The sequence below is a fragment of the Stackebrandtia sp. genome (assembly GCF_035643755.1).
Lineage (GTDB): Bacteria > Actinomycetota > Actinomycetes > Mycobacteriales > Micromonosporaceae > Stackebrandtia.
Genome location: NZ_DASQPW010000013.1, coordinates 1 through 22,010, shown reverse-complemented (window position 1 = coordinate 22,010; position 22,010 = coordinate 1). Strand labels below are relative to the sequence as shown.

Sequence of the window (22,010 nt, the reverse complement as noted above, 5' to 3'; positions counted from 1 at the left end):
GTACTCGGGGTGCTTCTTCTCGAAGTCCTTCGCGACGTCCTTTACCCACTGCTTCCGGTAGTCGATGAAGGCCACCCAGACCTTGATCTCGCCGGGATCCTTGTCGGCGCCGCAGGCGGTGAGCCCGCCGGCGGCGAGTGCGGCGGTCATGGCGCACGCCAAAATGCTGCGTATCCGTCTCATGTGTCCTCCGAAGGACTGTTCTGGGGAACCGGGCATGTCGGAAGGGACCATACACACCAGAATCAACGGAGGCAACACAACCGCGAACGGACCCTATACGTCGTAGGGTTTCGGGTGGGTCAGAACAGCGCGGAGTGGGCCCGGGACACCGCGGACAGGGCGGCTTCCACAGTGGTTTCGCGGGGGCGGGCGGCGCACAGATCGGCGGTCACGACGCGCAACTGGTCGGCCAGGACCGTGTCGTGCGGCAGCCGGGGCACGGCGTGTCGCGGCAGACCCTCGGCCTCGGCGCCGAGGTCGGCGAGCTCCTGGACGAGGCCGTGCATGATGTCGCCGCGGGTGCGGCGGGCCGCGGCGTCGGGGTGGACATGCCAACGGGCGGGAGTCCAGTGCGCCACCTGCGCGGCGACGCGACCGGCCTCCCGCCCGAGGATCGAGACTCGAGACTCCACGGCTATCGGTTGACGTAACCCAAAAGCCGCAGGATGTTCCAGTACAGGAAGATCAGGCCCGCCACCAGGGCGAAGGTCGCCCACCAGGCGTACTTCTGGGGCAGCCCGTAGCGCACGCCCTGCTCGACCATGTCGAAGTCGATGACGAAGGAGAAGGCGCCGTAGGCGACCATGCCGATGGCGATGATCCACTGCAGCGGCGTCACCTCGGCGGTGGTGCTGTTGTTGAACAGCCCCATGTCCACGCCCATCAGGCTCATGACGAGGTTGATCAGGATCATGGCCAGGATGCCGATGCCGGCGCCGATCATGAACTTCTGGAACTTGGGGCCGTTGCGCACGACCTTGAACTTGTAGAGCGCCGCCATCGCGAAGAAGACGCCGAAGGTCGCCACGACGGCCTGCAGGACGATGCCGTTCCAGACGCTTTCGTAGGCGGCGCTGACGACGCCGAGTCCGACGCCCTGGGCCACCGCGTAAACGCCGACGATCCACGGGTTCATGATTCGCATGAACCACGACGCGATGATGACTCCCAGTGCCACGAAGCCGCCGATGCCGGCCGCCACCATGGCGGCCTGCGGGTTGACGGTCAGCAGGTTCCATCCGACCGCGCCGGCGATGCCGGTCAACAGCAGCATGCCGACGGTGCGCACCACCACGCTGTCGAGGGTCATCGGCTGGACCTGCGGTGGCGCGGTCATCTGCCCGTAGGGGCCGTACTCGGCTGCCATGCCCTGACGTTCCTGGACCGCCGAGTTCAGCATGCGATTCAACGCAGGGTTGTTGCTGCGCATCGAGCGAACCTCCTTGTGGTTTTCCGCAATGGTGCAAGCGTACTGGCTTCGCGCATCATTCCCGTAACGATGGATTCAACGGCGTTCGTGGCGCCACACCCGTAGAGCGTCGTCGACGTCGACGACGCGCAGCGATACCGCGGGGCCGTCAACGGGGCCGATCATGGCCGAGCGGATCCGCTTGTTGAGGTCGGCGACGGCCTCGCGCACCGCGGCCTCGTCGCGCTTGCGCGCCAGGGTCGCCGGAAGGTCCTCGACCTCCTTGCGCAGCCGCAGGGTGGTGGGCAGGGCCTCGGTGCCGAGCTCGCCGCGCCGAATGTAGGAGCGCAGCCACCAGTCCTCGTGGAGGGGCTCTCCGGCGTCCGGCAGCGGCTTGCCCGCGCCGGGGAGGTCGGCGAACGCGCCGCGCTGTTCGGCCTCGGCTATCTGACGGTCGATTCTGTGTTGGATTTTGTCCATCGGCACATCACCACCCGATCGAAGATCACTGGCGGACAAGCGTAACCGACGAAACGTCTATCGGTAGTTTCCGTGCCTGATCCGTATGGCGCGCAACACTTGGGCGGTGACGGCGCGCGGGTCGCGGTCGAAGGTCAGGGCCCTGATGGGCGAGCGGAAGCGGCGCGAGGCGATGGCCTTGGTCTGGGTGAAGGCGCGCAGGCCGTCGTCGCCGTGGACGCGGCCGAAGCCCGAGGTGCCGCCGGCGCCGCCGAAGGGGCAGGCGGGCAGCGTCGCGAAGGCCAGCACCGAGTTGACCGAGGTCATGCCCGAGCGCATCCCGCGGGCCAGGGCCTCGGCGTCGCGCCCGCCGAACACCGAGCCGCCCAGGCCGTAGGCGGCGGAATTGGCCAGCGCCAGGGCCTCGGCGGCGGTGTCGGTGCGGGTGACGGCGAGCACGGGGCCCGGGGTCTCCTCGCGCATCACGCGGGCGTCCACCGGAACATTGACCACAATGGTGGGCGCGACGAAGGGCGGGTCGATGGCGCCCAGCCCGCCGGTGATCACCGAGGCGCCGCGCTCCACGGCGTCGGCGATGTGGCGGCGCACCAGGTCGACGCGCTCGGGGCGCAGGATCGGGCCGAGGTCGGCGTACCGTCCATAGCCGACGGACAGCCCGCGGGCGCGGCGCGCCAGTCGGGCGAGGAAGGCGTCGTAGACCTCGGCGGCGACGTAGACCCGCTGGATGCCGACGCAGGTCTGGCCGGAGTTGAAGAAGGCGCCGAAGCACGCGGCCTCGGCCGCGGCGTCCACATCGGCGTCGCCGGCGACGATCATGGCGTCCTCGCCGCCGGATTCCAGGACGACCGGGGTCATGGACGCCGCGCAGGCCGCCATCACCCGCCGCGCCACCTCGGGTGACCCGGTGAACGCGATCATGTCGACGTTCGCCTCGCACAGCGCCGCCCCGGCCGCGCCGTCGCCGGGCAACAGCCGCGCCACCGGGGCGGACACGACGCGGGTGAGGGAGTCGATCAGGACGCGACCGAGCCGGGGCGCGTACTCGCTGGGTTTCAGGATCACGGCGTTGCCGGCGGCCAGCGCCAAACCCATGGCGCCCAAGGGGGAGAACACGGGGAAGTCGGCGGGTCCGATGATGCCGACGACGCCGCAGGGACGATAGGAGACCCGGGCGGCGTACTCGGGTTGCAGCAGGCTGCCGGGCACCCGGCGCTCCCCCAGCACCCGGCGGGCGTTGTTGGCGGCCCACACCAGATGGTCGACGGCGATGGCGATCTCGGTGATGCCCACCGGGATCGGCTTTCCGGTCTCGGCGCGCATGGTCTCGGCGAGCCGGGGAGCCAGCCGGGTCAGTGTGGAGGCCCAGCGGCGCAGGAAGCGGCGGCGCGCGGCGAAGCCCACCCGATCCCACCAGCGCTGGGCGCGGCGGGTGCGTTCGATCATGCGGGCCAGACCGGCGGCGGGCGGTTCCGGCTGCCGGAGGTGGCCGCGCTGTCCCGATGTGTCCATGTGGACGTCTCCCGTGTCGGCCCGAGTGTCGCGACCCATTTTTGTCACGTTGAACGCGTCGGGTGCGGGTTTGGCGGATCGGGGCTCAGCGGGAGTAGAACTCGACGACCAGCTGCTCGTCGCAGATCACGGGGACCTCGGCGCGGGCGGGTTCGGCCACGAGGGTGGCGCGCAGCTCCGGGAGGGCTGAGTCGACATAGGAGGGTGTCTTCTCCCCCGCCCAGGCTCCCGCGGCGGCGAGCTGGAAGGGCGGTTTGGTGCGGCTGCGGCCGGCGACCTCCACCACGTCGCCGGGGCGCAGCCGGTACGAGGGCTTGTCGACGCGGCGCCCGTTGACCAGGAAGTGGCGGTGGCTGACCTGTTGGCGGGACTGGTAGATGGTGCGGGCGAACCCGGCGCGCAGCACGAAGGCGTCGAGGCGGCGTTCCAGCAGCGACACCAGGATGTCGCCGGTCTTGCCCTCGCGGCGCGCCGCCTCGGCGAAGGCGCGCTTCATCTGGGCCTCGCGCAGGTTGTACTGGGCGCGCAGCCGCTGCTTCTCCAGCAGCCGCAGGCGGTAGTCGGATTCGCCGCGGCGCCGGCGGCCGTGCTGGCCGGGCGGGAAGGGGCGGCGCTCGAAGTAGGCGACGCACTTGGGGGTGAGGGCGATTCCCAGCGCGCGGGAGCGCTTCGCCTTGGGTCGGGACCGGTTCACGGACACCTCCGTTTTCTAGTTAGGCTTACCTTAGTAAGCCGAGCCTAACCTAAGGAGCTGGCACATGCGCGTCGCCCCCGCTGAGATCGTCCGCACCCTGGCCGCGGGGCACCGCCCCGCGAACGTCCACATCGCCTGGAGCGACGTCATCTGGAATGTCCCGGCCGCCACCGACCCGCAGGGCACCCCGCTGCTGCTGGTGCCCGACGACGGGCGGCTCGCCGACTGCCTGCGTCAGACCGACGGCCTGGACGCGGCGGTGGCGCTGCGCTTCGACGACGAGCCGCCGCTGCCGTGCGCCCCGTGGCTGGGCAGCGGGTGGGTGTCGGGCTGGGCCGAGCCGGTGCCCGCCGCCGAGCAGCGCGCGACCGCGCTGCGCTTCCACGACGCCAACCCGCTGCCGCGGCTGCTCGACGTCGGCCACGGCGTCACACTGTGGACGGTCGACGTGGCGGAGGTGCGCCTGGAGTACGGCGAGCGCGTCACGGTGGTGGAGCCCGAGCAGTACGCCGCCGCCGAGCCCGATCCGCTGTACCCCATCGAGGTGGAGCTGCTGCTGGACCTCTTCGACCACCACCCCGAGGTGATCGCCGCGCTCACCCACCGGGTGCGGCACGTCATCGCCGACGCCGCGCGCGTGATTCCCCTGCGCATCAACCGCCACGGCGTCATCGCCGACGTCCACCGCGCCGACCATCCCGATCCGCGGCGCTGCTTCATTCGGCACCGCGGCTCGGCGGCCAACCTCCGCGAGGTGCTGCACGACCTGGCCTGCTGCGACTGCGCGCCGCGTTCGTGACCGGGCGTCAGTACGACTGGAATTCCAGCAGATTGCCGTCGGGGTCGCGCAGGTGCGCCGCGCGCAGATTCGGCCCCCACTCGGGGCGATCGGCGGGCGCGGCCACGACGCGGCCCCCCGCCTCGGCGGCGACCCGGGCGACGGCGTCGACGTCGGACACCCGCAGCACCAGCATCGTCCGGTCCCCGCTGTCGGAGGCGGACAGCCCCAGCGCGTCCGCCATGGCGGCGTGGCTGAACATCGACAACAGCCCCTCGTCGCCGAGATCCCAATGGGCGTAGGGGCCCTCGGGGCCGCCCTTGCGCAGGGTCGCGCCGGCCGCGGCGGGCAGCAGCGCGGAGTAGAAGCCGAAGCACGCGGCGAAGTCGCGCACCAGCAGTCGAGGGTGCAGGGCGTCCATGGCAGACCTTTCGTAGGTGTTGACCAATAGTGGGTTTCGACCTACAATATACCCGTGCATGATCTTCCGCCCAGCCTGACGGCCCACGCGTCCTACCTGCTGTCCAAGGCGGGAAAGTCGGCGCGCTCCCGCGTCGCCGCCGACCTGGCCGCCGACGATCTGCGCCTGTGGCACCCCGCGATCCTGGCCGCCCTCGCCGACTTCGGCCCCCACGCGCAGCGCGAGCTGGCGGCCCGCCTCAACCTGGACGCCAGCGACGTCGTCAAGGCGCTGGACGAGCTGGACGCCCGCGGCTGGACCGAGCGGACCCGCGACCCCGCCGACCGCCGCCGCCACCGCGTCGACATCACCGCCGCGGGTCGCCTGGCGCTGAGCGGCATCCTGGCCGCGACCTCGCGCGTGGACGATGAGTTGCTGAAACCGTTGAGCCCCCGGCAACGCGAGCAGTTCCGCCGACTGCTGCGCAAGATCGCCGACGCCTAGGGCCCGTTGGGGAACTCGCTGCCGTCGCGAGCGGCGTCCAGGCGAGCGCATGGCAAGGCGGAACGGTGTCCGCATACAACACCGGTATGCGGACACCGTGACGACGCGGCCGGGCGCCACCTGGGCGGCGCGCAGCAGGAAACGGGGTTCCCCAAAGGCCCTAAAGGCCCCCGCGCAGCCCGTCCCACTGGGACAGCAGGTCCTCGCCGGCGACGGCGTCGGCGGGATCGAGCAGCAGGCGCGCCACGGCCCCGGTGAGCAGCATCTGCAACAGCGCGCCCGTCGACGCGTCGCCCGCGACGCCGAACAGCTCGACCAGGGCGAGGCGGGCGTGGCGGTTGGACTCGGCGATGGCTTGGGCGCGTTCGGGATCGCGGGCCGCCGCCGACAACAGCTCGAACTGGACCGCCCACAGCGATCGGTCGGCGGCGATGGACGCCGAGACGCGGTCCCACACCGCGACGAAGCGCTCGCGCGGGGAGGCGGAGGCGGGCGCCGCGGCGGCGATGGACTCCAGGGCGTCGCCCCAGTCGCGCAGGGCCTCGACCAGCGCGGCGTCCAGCAGGGCCTCCTTGCTGCCGAAGTGATAGCCGATCGCGGCGAGGCTCACCCCCGCCGCCGTCGCGATGTCGCGGGCGGTGATGCGCGCGTATCCCTTGTCGCTCAGGCCAACCCGAGCGGCGTCCAGCAGTGCCTGGCGATTTCCCATGCGGCCAGCATAGCGCGAGATTCAGACGAAAGTCTGATACGAACGTCTTGCACATATGTCTAAAACAGTTGTACAGTTCTCGCGAACACCCCCACGACGAGGAGACAGCCATGAAACGCAGCGTCCTGATTTCCGGCGGCGGAGTCGCCGGTCTCGCCCTGGCCGAGCGGCTCGGCCGCCGGGGCTTCGACACCACCGTCGTCGAACGGGCGGCGGCCCCGCGCTCGGGAGGCTACAAAGTGGACGTCCGGGGCGCCGCCGTCACCGTGCTGGAACGCATGGGACTGCTGGAGGCCGCCCGGTCACTGCGCACCGAGGTGCGGCGCGGCAGCGTGGTGGACGCCAAGGGAAGGAAAGCCTCCAGCATGGACGGAGACACCTTCGGCGGCCGGGTCCACGACGACGCCGAGCTGCTGCGCGGCGACCTGCACCGCCTGCTTCACGACGCCGCCGGCGACACCGCGTTCGTCTACGGCGACGAGATCCGGACCCTGCGCGACACCGGCGCGGGCGTCGAGGTGGAATTCGCCTCGGGCACCACGGGCCGCTACGACCTGGTGGTGGGCGCTGACGGGCTGCGCTCGGGGGTCCGCCGCCTGGCGTTCGGGCCCGACAGCGACTTCCTCCACGACCTCGGCTATCACAACGCGGTGGCCGCCGTGCCCAACCGCCTCGGCCTGGACCGCGAGGAGGTGACCTACATCGGGCCCGGCCGCACCGCCCTGGTCTACGCCACCGCCCGCCAGTCGGATGCCCGGGCGATGTTCCTGTGGTCCGCGCCCGGCCTCGACTCCCGCGGGCTGGACCGCGCCGAGCGCCAGCGCCTGCTGGCCGAGACCTACGCCGAGGAGGGCTGGTGCGTCCCCGAACTGCTCGCCGATGTCGCCGACTGCGATGACCTGCTGTTCGACGCCCTCAGCCAGGTCCGGATGGGCTCCTGGTCGAGCGGGCGCGTCGTGCTGCTGGGCGACGCCGCGCACTGCGCCACCGCGGCCTCCGGGCAGGGCACCAGCCTGGCCCTGGTGGGCGCCCACGTCCTGGCCGAGGAGCTGTCGGCCGCGGACGCGATCCCGTCCGCGGCCTTCGCCGCCTACGAAAGCCGCATGCGCCCCTTCGCCGACGCCAACCAGGCACTGGGTCCGGCCAACATCAAGCGCATGGTGGTCGGCGGCAGGGCGCGGGTGCGGATGGCGTTGACGATGCTGCGGGTGGCGGACAAGCTGCCGGGCAAGGAGCGGATGCTCGCCGCGATGACCGCGCCGATTCGCCGCGCCGCCAACGCCATCGACCTCGGCTAGCCGATGTTGACCATCCACGGGATGCCGAACTGGTCCACGCACATCCCGAACTCGTCGCCCCAGAACTGCTTCTCCAGCGGCACCGAGATCGCGCCGTCGGCGGACAGCCCCTCCCAGAACCCGCGCAGCTTGTCGCCGTCGTCCCCGCCCAGGCAGACCGTGATGTTGTTGCCCGTGATGTGCTCCATGCCCGGCGGCACATCGGCCGCCAGCAGGTTGAAGCCGTCGGGGGTCACCAGCTGGGCGTGCATGATCTTGTCGGCGGTCGCCGCGTCACCCTGGCCGGTGTCGCCGAAGGTGTTGAGGGTGAGTTCGCCGCCGAGCACCGTCTTGTAGTACTCCATCGCCTTGCGGGCGTCGCCGTTGAAGTGGATGTATGGACTGAGACTGGCAGTCATGATGGCTCCTTCGATGGTGTGTGGTCATTGTCTCGGCGAATCGCCGAACGCGGGCGAAGTTACGCCGATGCACCGACATCCCCGGATCGGTCGGCGGGTGCCGGTTCGGCGGATCGGGGCGTGAAGAAGCGGACGAGGTCCTCGGCGGCGGTGTCCGACAGCATCATCGCCTGGATTCGCGTGGACATCTCGGCGATCGGGTGAATCCTGGCGAACATCGCCTCCTCGTACGCGCGGATCGCCGCGTCCGGGTCGGCGGGGTCGGCGGCGAGGCTGGCGGCGAGTTCGGCGGCGTCGAGCATGGCCTGGTTGGCGCCCTCGCCGACCGGCGCCATGAGGTGCGCGGCGTCGCCGATGAGGGTGATGCCCGGCCTTGTCTCCCAGCGCATGTCGACGGGCGTCGCCTCGTTGCGGCGCGGGATCGGCACGCCGTCGCCCGCCTCGATGAGCGCGGTGACGCGCGGATCCCAGCCGTCGAACATCTCGAGCAGGGCGCGCTTGCTGGCGAGGGTGTCGGCGGGACGATCACCCGCGCGCAGCGACGCCCCGACGCGCAGGCTGCCGTCGCCGAGCCGCTGTGCCGCCAGCAGCTGGTTGACGCCGACGCACCACAGGTTCCCGGGCCCGACCAGCTCGGCGAGCTCGGGATGGCGTCGGTCGACGTCGGCTATGCTCAGCGACGCATGGGTAGACACATAGGACAGTTCGACGTCGGCCAGCAGTGGGCGTACGACCGAGCGCGCGCCGTCGGCGCCGACCAGGACGTCGCAGTCGGCCCGATGCCCGTCGTGGAAGGTCAGGTGCCAGCCGCCGCCGGGTCGCGGCGCGGCCGTCGACAGTCGCCGCCCCCACACGACCGTGTCCGCGGGGAGGGAGTCGAGCAGCATGTCGCGCAGCACGGTCCGATCGATCTCGGGGCGGCCCGAAAACGAGCCGGGCTTCGGCACGTGGTGTATCAGCATCCGTCCGGCCGGGTCGAGGATGCGATGCTCCTCGCCCTCGGGCCGCGCCTGGGATTGAAACCGGCTCTCGAGGCCCGCCTCCGCCAGGGCGTGTTGCCCCGACTCCGGGTGCAGGTCGAGCATCCCGCCCTGCGACCGCGCCGACCGGTTCGCCTCGCGCTCGTACACCACCGCGTCGACGCCGTGTTGACGCAGGATCCGGGCCAGGGTCAGCCCGCCAAGACCGCCACCGGCGATCGCCATTCGCTTTGTCATGCCGCTACCGTACACTGTATTTGTGAATACGTCGTACGGCAGAGATGCGTTGCCCATTTGGGAGCGGCCCGAACCCCAGCCGCGAGCGGCCCCGGTTCCGTTGAGCCGCGAGAAGATCACCGCCGCGGCGATCCGGCTCGCCGACGCGCACGGCCTCGAGAGCCTGTCGATCCGCAAGATCGCCAAGGAGCTCGGCGTCGGCCCGATGCGGCTCTACGACTACGTGGCCAACCGGTCCGAACTGCTGGACCTGATGGTCGACGTCGTCTACGCCCGGATCGCCGACGCCGACCGGCACTCCGAGTGGCGCGCAACGGTTCTGGCCATCGCCCACGCGACCCGCGAGGCCGCCCTCGACCACGAGTGGTTCGCCGACCTGCTCGGCGGAAGGCCGCATCTGGGGCCCCACGCTCTCGCCGTGGGCGAGGCGAACGCGGCGGCGCTGAACCGCGCCCCCGGCGTGCACGGCATCGACGATGTCCAGCGGGCGTTGGGCGCGATCAACTCCTTCATCATCGGGGCGGTCCGCAGGGAGGTCACCGAGCGACGCACCGCGCGTTCCACCGGCACCGACATGGCCGCCTTTCAGCGCAGCCTCGGCCCGTACCTCACGCGCATGCTCGAGACCGGCAGGTACCCCACGGTCGCCCGGCTCGTCATCGACGGCGCGCACCTCGACGCCGCCGAAACCTTCGACCGCAACCTGATCGTCGTAGTCGACGGCATCGCCGGTCGGCGACAAGCCGATGCGCCGTGACTAGGCGACGCCCGTCACGCCGCCGTCCACCCGCAGGTTGACACCGTTGATGAAGCCCCCGCGCGGGCTGGCCAAAAACGCCACAGCCGCGGCGATGTCGTCGGGTACGCCGAGCCGCCCGCTGGGATTGGGGGCGTACTCGGCGGCCAGGACGGGTTCGAGCTCGGCCCAGTCGGTGGGCCAGCCGCGCGACGGCGCGCTGTCGGTGAACATCCGGCGCATGCTTTCGGTGACGATCACCCCGGGGCTGACGGTGTTGGCGGTGACGCCGCTGCCCGACAGGTGTGATGCCAGGCCGGTGGTCAGATTGACCACGGCCGCCTTGGCCGCCGAGTAATCCACCATGTTGGACAGCGGGGTGGTGGCGGCCCGGCTGCCCAGGTTGATCACCCGCCCGAACCCCCGCTCCCGCATCCCCGGGGTCACGGCCCGGATCAGGCGCACCGCCGTCACCACGTTGCTGTTCATCGCCCGGGTCCAGGCATCGACATCGGCGGCATCCCAGTCGTTCTCGCTGAACGGCCCGGCGTTGTTCACCAGGATGTCGGCGTTCCAGTCCCGCGCCCACGCCGCGACCCGGTCCGCGGCGGCGGGGTCCAGCAGGTCCCCCACCACCGTCTCGGCCCGTCCCCCGGCCGAACGGATCCGTTCCGCCTGGGCCTCGGCGCGCTCGGCGCCGCGCCCGTGCACCGCCACGATGCCGCCCTCGGCGGCCAGGGTCTCGGCGATGGCGGCCCCGATACCGCCGCTGCTGGCCGTCACCAGCGCGCGTTTTCCCGTCAGTTCAAGATCCATGTCTCGGCACAGTAGTAGGTGGCTGCGACACCGCGCCGGTGGATAGTGTGGACGGCGCACGCCCCCACCAAGCAGCGAAGCGAGTGAAGAAACCATGCGACACGGATACGGCCTGGACATTCCCGAATCACTTGAGGACGTTTGCGATCCGTCCCGGATGGCCCTGGTGGTCTACGACATGCAGGTCGGCGTGCTCAACCAGCTCGCCGACCCCGCGCCGGTGATCGAGCGGGTCGGGCGGGTGCTGTCGGCCGCGCGCGCCGGCGGATTCCCGGTCTTCTTCATGCGCCACTACTTCCTGCCGCACCGGCTCACGGGGGTCTTCGGGCTGCGCATGGCGATGGCCTGGCAGCAGGTGTCCAGCGTGGAGGAACTGCGACCCATGCTCACCAAGGATTCGCAAGGCTTCGCGATCACGCCGGAGCTTCAGCCGCGCGCCGACGAGGCCGTGTTCGACAAGGTCAGCATGTCGGCCTTCGAGGGGACGCCGCTGGGTTCCGTGATGCGCGACCTCGGCCTGACGTCGTACGCGATCGTCGGTGTGGCCACCGAGATCGGCATCGAGCCCACCGTCAGGCACGGCACCGATCTGGGTCTCATCCCGGTGGTGGTCGCCGACGCCTGCGGTGGCGGCGACCAGGCGGCACAGCGGCGGGCCTTCGAGGGCTTCGCGTTCGCCGGCGACGCCATGGTGACCGATGTGGACTCGATCGCGCCCCTACTTTCGTCAGGAGCCGACACCCCCCAACGTCAGCCGTGAGTTCCCGCCCCAGAACGACGCATCGCGGCGATACCTGCCCGATACTCACATCGCACGCCACGGCGGCGAGAGGAATCGAGGTACGTCATGACGCGTCGGGTTCGGCAAAGGACGCTGGCCGGGCTGGTGGCGGCGGCCTGTGCCGCGGCCCTGGTGTGGCAGGCGGTCGGTTCGGCCACCGCCGAGCAGGCCGGGGCCATCGACTGGAAGAAGTGCGGCACGCAGGCGAAGTGCGCGACGCTGACCGTCCCCAGTGACTGGTCCCATCCGGACGGTCCCAAGACGAAGATCAACCTGAAGATGCTGCCCGCCGCCGATCCGGCGCGCAGCAAGGGAACCGTGCTGGCCAACTTCGGCGCCGGGAGCAGCACCCCCGCCCTGGACAACCCTCCCCCGGGGGTCAGGGCGCTGCACCGGACCTTCGACCTGGTGTCCTTCGACCCGCGCGGGCTCGGCGTCGAGTCCAACGGGACGCTGGTCAAGTGCGCGAAGACGACCCCGCCGTACGACGGCCTGTTCGCCGCGAAGAACCGGGCCGACTGGGACGCCTACGCCAAGCGCAACGCCGAGCACGCCGACAGCTGCCGCGCCGCGATGGGCGCCGGCTACGCGGGCCTGACGTCCTGGCAGGTGGCGCACGACATGGACGCGATCCGCGAAGGCTTGGGCCGGAAGAGAATCCGCTATCTCGGCAACTCCTACGGCACCGCCTACGGACAGGCGTACGCGGAGCTGTTCACCGACCGGGTGGAGCGGATGTATCTGGACGGGGTCGCCGACCACACCCAGACCAGCACACGGACCTGGCTGCGCCACTACGCCACGACCCAGGAGAGGCAGCTGCGCCACTTCGCCGACTGGTGTGCCGGGCGCGACGGCTGTGCCCTGCACGGCAGCGACGTCGAGGCGGTGTGGACCGACCTGGTGAGCGAGGCCGGACGGCGCCCGCTGCCGGCACCCGGCGCGGGCGAGGGACGGACGGTCGACCTCGCGCACCTGTACATGGGTGCCCACTATGGAATGACTCCGCCGCTGTGGCCGGAGCTCGCCGCCGCGATGGACGAGGCGCGCCACGGCGACGCCGGGGACTTCCTCACCGAACTCGCCGAACCGCCGGGCGAGACGTTCGGCTCCGTCCAGCCGGACATCCTGTGCCACGACTTCCTGCCGCACACGCCGAGTTACGCCGCGGCGCTTGACATCGAGCGACGCATGAAGAAGGTCGCCCCGCGGTTCGGCTGGCTGGAGGTGCGCGCCGAGCTGGGACGCTGCGTCGGCATGGACGGCGAACCCAGCTTCGCGCCGCACCGCCTGAGGGTGCCGGGGCTGCCCCGCACGTTGGTGGCGATCGGCGACCTGGACGCCAACACCCCGAACCTGGGTGCCGAGGCGGTCGCCGCGCAGCTGCCCGACGCGTCGGTGGTGCGGCACGGCGACGGCCACGCCGCCATGCTGCTGGGCAACACGTGCCTGATCAAGCTGGCGACGAAGTACCTGGCCGACGGATCGCTACCGCCGCGGGGCACCCGGTGTCCCGGCGAGCTGGTCGGGCAGCTGCCGGATCACCCGTGACCGCGCCTCACGGCGCCCGGCGGCCGGCGAACCAGCGGCGGGACGCGGGCGTGGCGAGCGCTACGCCGCCGATGATCGCGAACACGCCGCACAGCACCGCTCCGCACAGGATGGACAGCAGCAGGGTCACCACGGTGTCCCGCAACCCGTAGCCGTGCGACAGCCGCACCAGCGCGACGAAACCGACGAACGCCGCGCCGGCGAGCCCGACCCAGTTCAGGATCAGCACCGCCGTGCGCGACCGGGCGCGACCGCGCCGCAGCCGCAGCGTCTCTGCGAACAGGGCCACGGGCAACGCGACCAGCACCACCACGACGGCCCAGGTGGCGATCGCCAGAACCATCGCCGCGCCCGCGCCGAAGACGACGAGCGCGGCGAGGAATCCGATCGCCGTGACGAGACCGATCACCGACGCCGCGAAGCTGGACGCCAGTCCGACGGCGGCCACGGCGGGGTGGCGCGGCGGCGCCGTCGCGGGGACCGGGTCGTCGCCGTTCATCGCGCCGCCGAGACCTTCCATGACGAGCCGCCGTGTTCGCGCACCAGGTCCTTGGTGCGGCGGAACGCCTCGGGGTCGAGCCGCCGCTGGTACTCGTCCAGCAGCGGCTGCAGCTTGTGGTGGTAGTCGCCCATCACCGCCGATGCCAGGGAGCGGACCTCCGCGCGAAACTCGTCCTCGGACAGCTCGTCGAGGGTGCCGCGCTTGAGCGAGACCTTCCAGTCGCGAAAACCCACGCAGCCGACCTTGACGTGGCCGCCGCTGGAGGTGCCGCCGACCTCCAGCCGCTGCCGCTGGGCGAACAGTTCCTTGCCCGCCAGGGAGCTGGGGTTGCGGCTCTCGGCGGCCACCTCCTCGCCCATCGTCTTGGCCTTGGCCATCAGGTCCGCCTTGCGGCGGCCCACCCACAGCAGTTGGAACAGGGCGGCCAGCTGGCCCTCCATGGCCGGTTCGGTGTACTCGCGATAGCCCCGGCCGTTGAACTTGATGTCGAAGCCGTCGCCGTGCATCCGCGCCCTGATGCGATTGTCCGGGGAGGACACCCGCAGGTCGAGGCGCCGCATCATGTCGCCGTAAGTCTCCATGGCTACGCGTTGACCGGTGGCTGGAACTGTTTGCGGTAATTGGGGTCGATCGTGCCGTCGCCGCCGATGGGCACCTTCCCGCCGTTGACCTCGGGGCCGACGATCTTCTTGCGGGTGTCGGTGTTGCCGATGTAGGTGCTCATGTCGCTCAGGACACCCTTGATCTTCTTCAGGTTGTCGTCGCGTCCGCTCTGCATCTTCGTGTACGCGGTGTACATGCTGTCGATGATCGCGCCGGGACTGTTGGCGTTGATGTCGTGCTGCTCGGGGCTTCCCTTGGGCACCGAGCCCAGGACCGACGCCGTCTGCGACGCGGTGGCGCCCACCAGCGACAGCGCCACGGGCACGCCCGCCGGCGGCGCGATGGCGGTGGCCGCCACAGTGGCCACGGCGGCGATCACGGTGACGAAGAACTGCTCGGAGCCGTCGGGGGACGAGAACAGCCCGTCGTTCTGGTCGGCGGCCTTTTGCACCGCGTCCAGGTACTTCGTGACGTCGTCGCGCACCCGGGTGTACACCGCCTGGTGGGACAGGGCCAACAGCTCCAGGGCGTTGAACATCCACGCCTGGCTCGTGACGGCCTGGCCGCCACCGGTGTAGTAGGCGATGAACTTCCCGAACGCGTCGGCGGAATCGCCGCGCCACGGCGGGTTGTCGTTGCTGCCGTCGCCGGAGACGGTCTGGTGGGCCCGGGCGGCGTTGGCCGACACCGTGTCGGCCGGGTTGACGTCGGGTCCGTCCTTCTTGGTGGGTTTGTCGCCGTCGCTGCCCACGGCCAGCGCCGCCGCCCTGAACGACGTGATCGAAGTGTTGAACCCCGAGGGGTTCACTGACGATAGGTCCTTCAGCAGCTGCCGGTAGCCCTCGACCTCGTCGGGGACCCAGTCGGCGACGCCCGCGTTGTCAAGGGTGGACTTGATCTTGTCGATCTTGGGATCGATGATGGAGCCCGCGAAGTCGTCGCCCTGGACGCGCTTGAGTACGGTGTCGAGATCCTCGAGGTCGCCCATTTACTTCAACCCTCCGTTCGGGTCGCTGGACGGGGTGCCGTCGTCCCAGCCGTTCTTGCCGAGCTTCGGCAGCGCCTTGCCGCCGGTCTCCTGCTCGATCTTGTGCGCGGCCTCGGAGTCGTTGGCGGCGTAGGAGTACGCGATCAGCCGCAGGACGTTTCCGGCGGTCAGCAGGTTGTTGTCGGCGTCGGTGACGATCTTGCCGACCTTGTCCATGACGTCGGTCCAGTAGTCGCCGTTGGCCGGGACCGAGAACGACGCGACGTGGTCGGCGTTGATGTTGTGGTAAACCTTGGCGGCCGCGGGTAGATCAACCCGCCCCGCTCTGTCCAACATGTAGATATCGGTGCTCAGTACTGTTGCCATGAGTACTCCGGGGGTATGGCGGATGCCGCTTTGGGCATGACGCATCTGTGGGTGAACTGGTGGTCACTTCACATTACCCCCGGGCGGTGAATTCGCTGTCCGGCTTTTCACCGGAATGGTGTCCACTTAGTCCATGACTGGCATAAATACCGGGGATGCCCGCCGGCCCATAACGCCGAGCTTTCTGCGCCGTTTCTGCCCGATCCGCACCGTGTGGTGCGGTTTCGGGCATCGACGTGGGAGTTTTTCAAATACGGCCGAATGGCCAGAAATCGCTGACGCATTCGCCGAATTCTGACGAATACGCTTGCCACTACTATGGATGGCGTGATTCGCCGAATGATCCATTCAATCGGTGATCCGCTCCGAGATCTCGGCGATGAATTGCGTCCAGTCCGGGTCCGACAGGCTGAGACGGGCCGCCGCCTCGGCGACGGTGGCCGCGGCGGTGTCGATCAGCCAGGAGGCGGTGCGCAGCATGGTCGCCGCCGCGACCGGATCGGCGCGCACGCCGGCGGGGGCGAGGTCCTGGTTGTCGAGCGTCTTCACGGCCGCGCCCAGATAGCGGGCGGCCAGCCCGTAGGCGTCGGCGGCCGCGGTGGTGCGGCCCAGGGCCTGGAACCGCGCGTGCGCGGTGTCGGCGAGCTCGGGGGTCAACAGCAGGTGCAGGCGCTTCCACGCGCCGTCCATCTTGTGACCCAACCAGGACGACAGGCGCGCGTACTCCCCCGCGGTGTCGTCGAGGCGGCGGCGCATCGCGGTCAGCTCGGCGGGGGCGTCCTCGCCCTCCATGAACAACACGCCCGTGGTCGCCACCGCGGCCAGGTCGGTGAGGTCGGCGCAGCCCGCGGCCGGGGCGGTGACCCTTGGCGCGGTGGAGTTCTCGGCTCGGCCCACCCGATCGGACAGCACCTTCAACGCATTGGAGTCGCGACGCAGCGCCGCGGCCTGCTCCAGCTTGAGCATCGAGTGGTAACGCTCGTGTTCCCGATGGACGCGCGCCACCTCCCGCAGATCCTCCAGATCGGACATCCTGACTCCTTCGACGCCACGACGATACAAACCGGGCCCGCCGTCCACAAGATCTCGTTGGTCACAGCGATCGGCCGCGCCGCCCGTACGCGAGGCGGGACGGATCAGGCCCCGACGGGCTGACGCCGTGAGCGCCGGCGGTGGGCCTTCTGGCGGCAGGCGGCGGTGCAGTAGCGGGCGGGGCGGCCGCGTCCCGTCCGGGGCAGCGGCGCGCCGCACATCGCGCAGCGGCCGTCGGGGCGGGCCGTTTCGTCACGGGCGGGATTTTCGTCTCGGGTATTCGCGGCGGCGGGGATTTTCGTTACGGGCGTGGCGCGCAGCCCCGCCAGCATCACTTCGGCGACCTGGCGGGTGCGCCCCGTGCGGGCGGCAGAGCGTTGGGCCGCAACGCATCCGTTGTAGATCGCCATGACGTCGTCCAGCTCGACGTCGGCGCGGACGGCTCCGTCGCGCTGGGCGGCGCGCAGCAGGTGGTCGACGGCCTCGCGGAAGCGGCGGCCCGCGGCCACCAGGGCCGCCTTCGGCCAGCCGTCGCCCGTCTCGAAGACCGCGCACAGCGCCAGGTTGCGGGCGGTGGACAGCACCCCCTCGACGCAGAAGCCGAAGAACGCCTCGCCGCTGTCGGCCGCGGCGCGCAGCGCGTTGGCCCGGGCGGTGAGCGCCTCGATGCGTTGGTGCAGCACGGCCTCCAGCAGCTCCGACTTGGTGGGGAAGTGCCGATAGACGGTGCCCGCGCCCACTCCCGCGCGCCGCGCGATCTCCCCCAGCGACACCGAGGTTCCCACCTCGGCGAAGGCGCGCTGGGCGGCGCGCAATACCAGGGCGCGGTTGCGGCGGGCGTCGGCGCGGGTGAGGCCCGCGGCGATCGGGACGTCGATGGCCGGCGATGTTGACATTTCGTTACGTCCGCTCTTTTCCAAGCTGGTTGGCGGGTCGGTGCCGCCCTAACGTGGCTATCCGGGTCGAGTGGCCCGATTCTAACCGATCGAGAGGGACGCGAAATGTCGACAAGAGACAAAACGATTCTGGTCACGGGGGCCACGGGCAAGCAGGGCGGCGCGGCGGCCGAGTATCTGCTGGCCGACGGTTGGAGGGTCCGCGCGCTGGTGCGCGACCCCCGCGCGGACGCCGCCCGCGCCCTGGCCGCGGCGGGCGCCGAGCTGGTCGTCGGGGACTTCGACGAACCGTCCTCGCTCGCCGCGGCGACCGCGGGGGCCCACGGGGTCTTCGCGGTGCCGCCCGCGGCCACGGGACCGAACGGCTGGAATGTCGCGCTGGAGGTGGCGCGCGGCGCCGCCCTGGTCGAGGCGGCCCGCGCGTCCCGCGTGGAGCATTTCGTCTTCACGGGCGTGGGCTCGATCCGCGGCGCGGAGATCGCGGCCTTCAGCGGCAAGTTCGACATCGAGAAACTGGTGACCGCCAGCGGAATGCGGCACACGCTGCTGCGTCCCGTGCGGTTCATGGAGAACTATCTGGTCCGCAACAGCCCGCTGGACGGCATTCGCGACGGCGTGCACCACCACCTGTTCGCCCCCGACCGCCGCATGCAGGTCATCGCCGTGACCGACATCGGCAAGATCGCCGCGATCGCCTTCGCCGACCCCGATCGCTTCGACGGGCAGACCCTCGAGCTGGCGGGCGACGACCCGACCCCGACCGCGGCGATCGAGTCGATCAACCGCGCCACGGGCCTGAACCTGCGGTACCAGCAGGTCGACGCGGACGAGGCCAGCGCGCGCAACCCCAGCCTCGGCAGGGTGTCGCGGTCGTGGACCGGCGGGGACGCCTGGCACGCCGACATTCCCGCGATCCGCGCGATCCACCCGGGACTGTCGACCCTGGATGATTGGCTGGCCGCCGGCGGGGCCGCGAGGATCAAGGCGCTGGTGGAGTCCTAGCCGAAGAACCTCGCCGACTGCACGTATTCCATCGCCGCGACGTACTCGGGTAGCGCGGCGCGCCGCCGCATCTCCTCGATGCTGAGATTCTCCGTGCGCTGGTGGATCCAGTACAGGTTGCCCAGCGGGTCGCGCACCCGGGACACGATCTCGCCGAAGAACAGCGCGGTGGGTTCGGTGATCGGGGCGGCGCCCGCGGCGATCGCCCTGGCGAAGGTCGCCCGGGCGTCGGGCACGTACAGCCTCAGGAACGCCGGGGTGGCGGGCCAGGAGTCGGGGGCGTCGAAGGCCATGACGATGGCGTCGCCGATGCGGATCTCGGCGTGCTCGACCCGGCCGCCCTCGTCGGCCATGATCGTCTCGGAGTCGCCGCCGAACGCCTCGGCGATGAACGCGAAGAGCGCGCGGGTGTCGCGGGAGATGACCCAGGGGGTGACGGTGGTGTATCCCTCGGGGATGTGCGAGACGGCGGTCGTCATGATCGGTTCCTTTCGGATCGGCTGGCGACGCCCATCGTGCCCGCCATCGAGGACAGCCTCGGTCCGCGATGCGGCGCGCCGCGATGTGACCCGGGCCGCAACGCCACAATGGTCGGCGTGAGGATCGGCGATCGGGTGGTGGTGCGGCGGACGGTCGGCCAGGCGGACGGCCGCGCTCGCCTCACCGACGTGCTCGGCGAACTGCGCGCCACCGACGCGGGCGCCCTGACGGTGCGGCGCGACAACGGCGAGGTGGTGACCATCCCGTCGTCCGAGATCGTCGCCGCCAAGACCATCCCGGCGAAGCCGACGTCCTATCGCGCGATCGCGGCCCTGGAACGCGCCTGCGCGGCCACCTGGCCCGCCCGCCACACCCGCCGGCTCGGCGCCTGGCTGCTGCGCGCCACCGCCGGCTGGACCAACCGCGCCAACACGGTGCTGGCGCTCGGCGACCCGGGCGTCGACCTCGACGCGGCCCTGGGCGAGGTCGCGGAATGGTATGGCGCCCAAGGCCTGCCGAGCGGTTTCGCCGTCCCACTGCCGCTGGCGAAGCGGCTCGCCACCGACCTCGAGCGGCGCGGCTGGTACGCCACCCACACTGTCGAGGTGATGACCGCCGACGTGGATTCCTTGCGCGGCAACGCGTTCTCGGTCAGGATCGATTCCCGTCCCTCGCCCGAGTGGCTGGAGGTCGCCGCCGCCAACAAGGGCGACCTACCCGAGGCGGCGCTGTCGGTGCTGGGCTCGGGAGACGACCGAGCCTTCGCCACCATCCACCACGATGGACACCTGGTCGCCACGGGACGCGGCGCCGTGGCGGACGACGTCGTGGTCATGTCGCTCCTCGAGGTCGCGCCGTCGGCCCGCCGCCAGGGCCTGGCCCGCCAACTGATCGCGGGCCTGGCCACCTGGGCCGCCGCCACCGACGACGCCACGCGCGCCTGCGTCCAGGTCGAATCGGACAACGCGCCCGCGCTGGCGCTGTACCGCGGCCTCGGCTTCACCGACCACCATCGATACGTCAATCTGCGCCAGAAGTCCTGAGCGCTAGTAGATCAGGTCGCCCGGCGTCGCCTTGTCCCCGACGAACAACGGGGTCGCCTGCGACTGCCCCTCGGGGCTGTCGGGATGCGGCGCCCCCAACATCAGCACCTCCGAGACGTACGGCCCCATCTCGCGCGGCGCCAGGTTCGCGCACACCACGATGTTGCGGCCCACCAGCTCCCCCTCGTCCACCAACGCGTACTGCCCCACGGAGGTGCGACGCCCCAACTCGCCCAGATCCAGCTCCACCACGCGGCACGGGGCGTCCAGGTCCTCCACGAGGCGCGCCGACACCACCCGCGCCACTCGCATGTCGACGTTGTGAAACTTCCCGAAGGTGATGCGATTCTTCTCGGCCGCGGCCACGATCTGCTCCCTCTCGATTGCCGATTACCGCGCAGTTTACGCAAGCGGCCAATGCGCGAATTTCACCTGACGCGCGCGCCGTCAACCCGTACATTGTCCGCGTGCCGACACTTGAACCACTGCGGCTCGATCATGCCGCCTCCCTGCTGACCTTCGAGCGTGTCAACCGTGCCTTCTTCGCCAAGTCGATTCCTGACCGCGGCGACGATTTCTTCACCCGGTTCGACGCCCTCCACGCCGAACGCCTTGCCGAACAGGACACGGGCGCGTGCCGATTTCACGTGCTCGTCGACGACCTGGGCGCCATCGTGGGACGCGTCAACCTGGTCGACATCGCCGGTGGCGAGGCGGAGCTGGGATATCGGATCGGCGAGGAGGCCAGCGGCCACGGGTTGGCCACGAACGCCGTGGCCGAGGTGCGCCAGCTGGCCCGCCGAGACTACGGCCTGCAGCGGCTACGCGCCAAGATCACCGTGGACAACGTGGCCTCACGGAAGGTCTTGGAGCGCAACGGCTTCACGGAGACCGAACGCATGGAACTCAACGGCCGCCCCGCGATCGGGTTCCTGCTTCACCTGAGCTGAACGCGTCGCCCGAGTTGACACGCACCCGTACCGTCGTGCGCAGTGACCACCCCGCTCACCCTCCGCCGCCATCCCGACTTCAACCGCCTGTGGCTCGGCCTGACCGTCAGCCAGGTGGGTTCCGCCGTCGGCAACGTCGCCATGCCCGTGGTGGCGGTCGTGGTGGTGGGCGCCTCCACGCTCGAGGTCGCGGTCCTGGCGGGCGTCGCCTCGGTGGTGACGGTCCTCGCCTCCCTGCCGCTGGGCTCCTACGTGGAGTTCCGCCCGAAGCGGCCCGTGATGATCGCCGCCGACCTGGCGCGGTTCGCCGCCGGGGCAAGCATTCCCGTCGCCGCCGCGTTCGGGCTGCTGAGCTTCGCCCAGCTGTGTCTGGTCGCTGCGCGGCCAGCTGGCGTTCAACGCCGCCCCCAGGTGAATCTGGTGTCCCGCGAGCACGTGGTGGACGCCGACGGGCGACCGCAATCCACCACCTGGGCCAGCGTGACGCCGGGTCCCGCGACCGACGCTGCGCCGACTCCTGTTGAGCTGGATGGCCTTCGCGGGGCGCTGGCGGTGGCCACCGCCTTCATTCTGTCGCGAAAGGACGACGCTGCCTCGCCGCGGTGACCGTCAAGAGGCCAGGAAGTCCGAGACCGCGTCCATCGCCGCGACGACGGCGGCGCGGGATTGGTCGGTGTGGTCCATGGCGTCGAAGCCGTGGTGGCCGTCGGGGACGTCGATGACCGTGAGGTCGGCGCCCGCCTTCTCGGCGGCCAGGCGGAATTCGGGGATCGCCTTGGCGAGTTCGGGACGCTCGCGGCCCACGGTGGTCAGGACGACGGGCGGGGAGGCGGGCGAGATCGCGGAGATGGGGCGGAAGGTGGGTT

General features: G+C 70.7%; 28 protein-coding genes and 2 pseudogenes. 10 read left to right on the top strand and 20 right to left on the bottom strand.

Going from position 1 to position 22,010, the window contains the following annotated elements; all coding sequences use genetic code 11:
• The 6 genes and pseudogenes from VE172_RS01050 to rpsD form a co-directional block, all read right to left on the bottom strand.
• Window positions 1–183, bottom strand: a pseudogene (locus VE172_RS01050) (hypothetical protein); the annotation flags it as partial.
• A 119-nt stretch (window positions 184–302) separates the two neighbouring features.
• The gene (locus tag VE172_RS01045) at window positions 303–635 is read right to left on the bottom strand and encodes a hypothetical protein (RefSeq protein WP_324795901.1); all 333 of its coding nucleotides are present in this window, start codon (window positions 633–635) and stop codon (window positions 303–305) included.
• Window positions 636–637: 2 nt separating this feature from the next.
• Window positions 638–1,432 carry a Bax inhibitor-1/YccA family protein gene (locus VE172_RS01040; RefSeq protein WP_324795899.1) on the bottom strand — a complete coding sequence of 265 codons (795 nt, stop codon included), beginning with the start codon at window positions 1,430–1,432 and terminating at the stop codon, window positions 638–640.
• A gap of 75 nt (window positions 1,433–1,507) precedes the next feature.
• Entirely contained in the window at window positions 1,508–1,891 is a 384-nt protein-coding gene (locus VE172_RS01035) for a DnaJ family domain-containing protein (RefSeq protein ID WP_324795896.1), read from the bottom strand.
• Between the two features lie 57 nt (window positions 1,892–1,948).
• A complete protein-coding gene (locus VE172_RS01030) occupies window positions 1,949–3,439 on the bottom strand; it encodes an aldehyde dehydrogenase family protein (protein WP_324795893.1) in 1,491 nt (496 codons plus the stop codon).
• A gap of 46 nt (window positions 3,440–3,485) precedes the next feature.
• A complete protein-coding gene (gene rpsD / locus VE172_RS01025; protein WP_349258212.1) occupies window positions 3,486–4,094 on the bottom strand; it encodes a 30S ribosomal protein S4 in 609 nt (202 codons plus the stop codon).
• 64 nt (window positions 4,095–4,158) lie between these two features.
• Here rpsD and VE172_RS01020 point away from each other — a divergent pair, with 64 nt between their 5' ends.
• Window positions 4,159–4,893, top strand: a complete 735-nt coding sequence (locus VE172_RS01020; RefSeq protein ID WP_324795889.1) for a hypothetical protein — start codon at window positions 4,159–4,161, stop codon at window positions 4,891–4,893.
• A 7-nt stretch (window positions 4,894–4,900) separates the two neighbouring features.
• On the opposite strand, the gene VE172_RS01015 is transcribed toward VE172_RS01020, so the two are convergent.
• Entirely contained in the window at window positions 4,901–5,293 is a 393-nt protein-coding gene (locus tag VE172_RS01015; protein WP_324795886.1) for a VOC family protein, read from the bottom strand.
• Between the two features lie 54 nt (window positions 5,294–5,347).
• On the opposite strand from VE172_RS01015, the gene VE172_RS01010 reads away from it, so the two are divergent.
• Complete coding sequence (locus tag VE172_RS01010) at window positions 5,348–5,776, top strand: MarR family winged helix-turn-helix transcriptional regulator (RefSeq protein ID WP_324795884.1); 429 nt, start codon at window positions 5,348–5,350, stop codon at window positions 5,774–5,776.
• A gap of 160 nt (window positions 5,777–5,936) precedes the next feature.
• Here the strand turns inward: VE172_RS01010 and VE172_RS01005 are convergent, their stop codons facing one another.
• The gene (locus VE172_RS01005) at window positions 5,937–6,485 is read right to left on the bottom strand and encodes a TetR/AcrR family transcriptional regulator (RefSeq protein WP_324795881.1); all 549 of its coding nucleotides are present in this window, start codon (window positions 6,483–6,485) and stop codon (window positions 5,937–5,939) included.
• A 110-nt stretch (window positions 6,486–6,595) separates the two neighbouring features.
• On the opposite strand from VE172_RS01005, the gene VE172_RS01000 reads away from it, so the two are divergent.
• Complete coding sequence (locus tag VE172_RS01000) at window positions 6,596–7,783, top strand: FAD-dependent monooxygenase (protein WP_324795878.1); 1,188 nt, start codon at window positions 6,596–6,598, stop codon at window positions 7,781–7,783.
• Here VE172_RS01000 and VE172_RS00995 read toward each other — a convergent pair.
• The gene (locus VE172_RS00995; RefSeq protein WP_324795876.1) at window positions 7,780–8,181 is read right to left on the bottom strand and encodes a VOC family protein; all 402 of its coding nucleotides are present in this window, start codon (window positions 8,179–8,181) and stop codon (window positions 7,780–7,782) included. The two genes, VE172_RS01000 and VE172_RS00995, sit on opposite strands and share 4 nt — an antisense overlap.
• Before the next feature lie 59 nt (window positions 8,182–8,240).
• On the bottom strand, window positions 8,241–9,398 hold the full coding sequence (locus VE172_RS00990; RefSeq protein WP_324795873.1) for an FAD-dependent oxidoreductase: 1,158 nt from the start codon (window positions 9,396–9,398) through the stop codon (window positions 8,241–8,243).
• A 22-nt stretch (window positions 9,399–9,420) separates the two neighbouring features.
• On the opposite strand from VE172_RS00990, the gene VE172_RS00985 reads away from it, so the two are divergent.
• Window positions 9,421–10,155 (top strand): TetR/AcrR family transcriptional regulator, encoded by a 735-nt coding sequence (locus tag VE172_RS00985; protein ID WP_324795870.1) that lies wholly within the window; start codon window positions 9,421–9,423, stop codon window positions 10,153–10,155.
• Here the strand turns inward: VE172_RS00985 and VE172_RS00980 are convergent, their stop codons facing one another.
• Window positions 10,156–10,950: an SDR family NAD(P)-dependent oxidoreductase gene (locus VE172_RS00980; protein ID WP_324795868.1), complete on the bottom strand. Its 795-nt coding sequence runs from the start codon at window positions 10,948–10,950 to the stop codon at window positions 10,156–10,158. It abuts the gene before it with no gap.
• Window positions 10,951–11,044: 94 nt separating this feature from the next.
• Between VE172_RS00980 and VE172_RS00975 the strand changes: the two genes are divergently transcribed.
• Together VE172_RS00975 and VE172_RS00970 are read left to right on the top strand one after the other, a co-directional pair.
• Complete coding sequence (locus VE172_RS00975; RefSeq protein WP_324795866.1) at window positions 11,045–11,710, top strand: cysteine hydrolase family protein; 666 nt, start codon at window positions 11,045–11,047, stop codon at window positions 11,708–11,710.
• An 87-nt stretch (window positions 11,711–11,797) separates the two neighbouring features.
• Complete coding sequence (locus VE172_RS00970; RefSeq protein WP_324795863.1) at window positions 11,798–13,282, top strand: alpha/beta fold hydrolase; 1,485 nt, start codon at window positions 11,798–11,800, stop codon at window positions 13,280–13,282.
• Between the two features lie 7 nt (window positions 13,283–13,289).
• Here VE172_RS00970 and VE172_RS00965 read toward each other — a convergent pair whose 3' ends face one another.
• From VE172_RS00965 to VE172_RS00940, 6 genes are all read right to left on the bottom strand, one after another.
• A complete protein-coding gene (locus VE172_RS00965; protein WP_324795860.1) occupies window positions 13,290–13,802 on the bottom strand; it encodes a hypothetical protein in 513 nt (170 codons plus the stop codon).
• Entirely contained in the window at window positions 13,778–14,365 is a 588-nt protein-coding gene (locus VE172_RS00960) for a hypothetical protein (protein ID WP_324795857.1), read from the bottom strand. The genes VE172_RS00965 and VE172_RS00960 overlap by 25 nt, the downstream gene beginning before the upstream one ends.
• Before the next feature lie 2 nt (window positions 14,366–14,367).
• Window positions 14,368–15,375 (bottom strand): hypothetical protein, encoded by a 1,008-nt coding sequence (locus VE172_RS00955; protein ID WP_324795854.1) that lies wholly within the window; start codon window positions 15,373–15,375, stop codon window positions 14,368–14,370.
• The gene (locus VE172_RS00950) at window positions 15,376–15,741 is read right to left on the bottom strand and encodes a hypothetical protein (RefSeq protein WP_324795852.1); all 366 of its coding nucleotides are present in this window, start codon (window positions 15,739–15,741) and stop codon (window positions 15,376–15,378) included. It abuts the gene before it with no gap.
• A 348-nt stretch (window positions 15,742–16,089) separates the two neighbouring features.
• Window positions 16,090–16,773, bottom strand: a complete 684-nt coding sequence (locus VE172_RS00945; protein WP_324795849.1) for a hypothetical protein — start codon at window positions 16,771–16,773, stop codon at window positions 16,090–16,092.
• 104 nt (window positions 16,774–16,877) lie between these two features.
• Complete coding sequence (locus tag VE172_RS00940; RefSeq protein ID WP_324795846.1) at window positions 16,878–17,669, bottom strand: TetR/AcrR family transcriptional regulator; 792 nt, start codon at window positions 17,667–17,669, stop codon at window positions 16,878–16,880.
• A 105-nt stretch (window positions 17,670–17,774) separates the two neighbouring features.
• On the opposite strand from VE172_RS00940, the gene VE172_RS00935 reads away from it, so the two are divergent.
• Window positions 17,775–18,671, top strand: coding sequence for an NmrA/HSCARG family protein (locus VE172_RS00935; RefSeq protein ID WP_324795844.1), 897 nt, complete (start codon window positions 17,775–17,777; stop codon window positions 18,669–18,671).
• Here the strand turns inward: VE172_RS00935 and VE172_RS00930 are convergent.
• Window positions 18,668–19,150, bottom strand: a complete 483-nt coding sequence (locus tag VE172_RS00930) for a VOC family protein (protein WP_324795842.1) — start codon at window positions 19,148–19,150, stop codon at window positions 18,668–18,670. The two genes, VE172_RS00935 and VE172_RS00930, sit on opposite strands and share 4 nt — an antisense overlap.
• Before the next feature lie 117 nt (window positions 19,151–19,267).
• Here VE172_RS00930 and VE172_RS00925 point away from each other — a divergent pair, with 117 nt between their 5' ends.
• Entirely contained in the window at window positions 19,268–20,194 is a 927-nt protein-coding gene (locus VE172_RS00925; RefSeq protein WP_324795840.1) for a GNAT family N-acetyltransferase, read from the top strand.
• Window positions 20,195–20,197: 3 nt separating this feature from the next.
• Here VE172_RS00925 and VE172_RS00920 read toward each other — a convergent pair whose 3' ends face one another.
• A complete protein-coding gene (locus tag VE172_RS00920) occupies window positions 20,198–20,560 on the bottom strand; it encodes a hypothetical protein (protein ID WP_324795837.1) in 363 nt (120 codons plus the stop codon).
• A 101-nt stretch (window positions 20,561–20,661) separates the two neighbouring features.
• Between VE172_RS00920 and VE172_RS00915 the strand changes: the two genes are divergently transcribed.
• Together VE172_RS00915 and VE172_RS00910 are read left to right on the top strand one after the other, a co-directional pair.
• Complete coding sequence (locus tag VE172_RS00915) at window positions 20,662–21,144, top strand: GNAT family N-acetyltransferase (RefSeq protein ID WP_324795834.1); 483 nt, start codon at window positions 20,662–20,664, stop codon at window positions 21,142–21,144.
• Between the two features lie 42 nt (window positions 21,145–21,186).
• Complete coding sequence (locus VE172_RS00910) at window positions 21,187–21,750, top strand: MFS transporter (RefSeq protein WP_324795832.1); 564 nt, start codon at window positions 21,187–21,189, stop codon at window positions 21,748–21,750.
• Window positions 21,751–21,753: 3 nt separating this feature from the next.
• Here the strand turns inward: VE172_RS00910 and VE172_RS00905 are convergent.
• Window positions 21,754–22,010, bottom strand: a pseudogene (locus VE172_RS00905) (alpha/beta hydrolase); the annotation flags it as partial.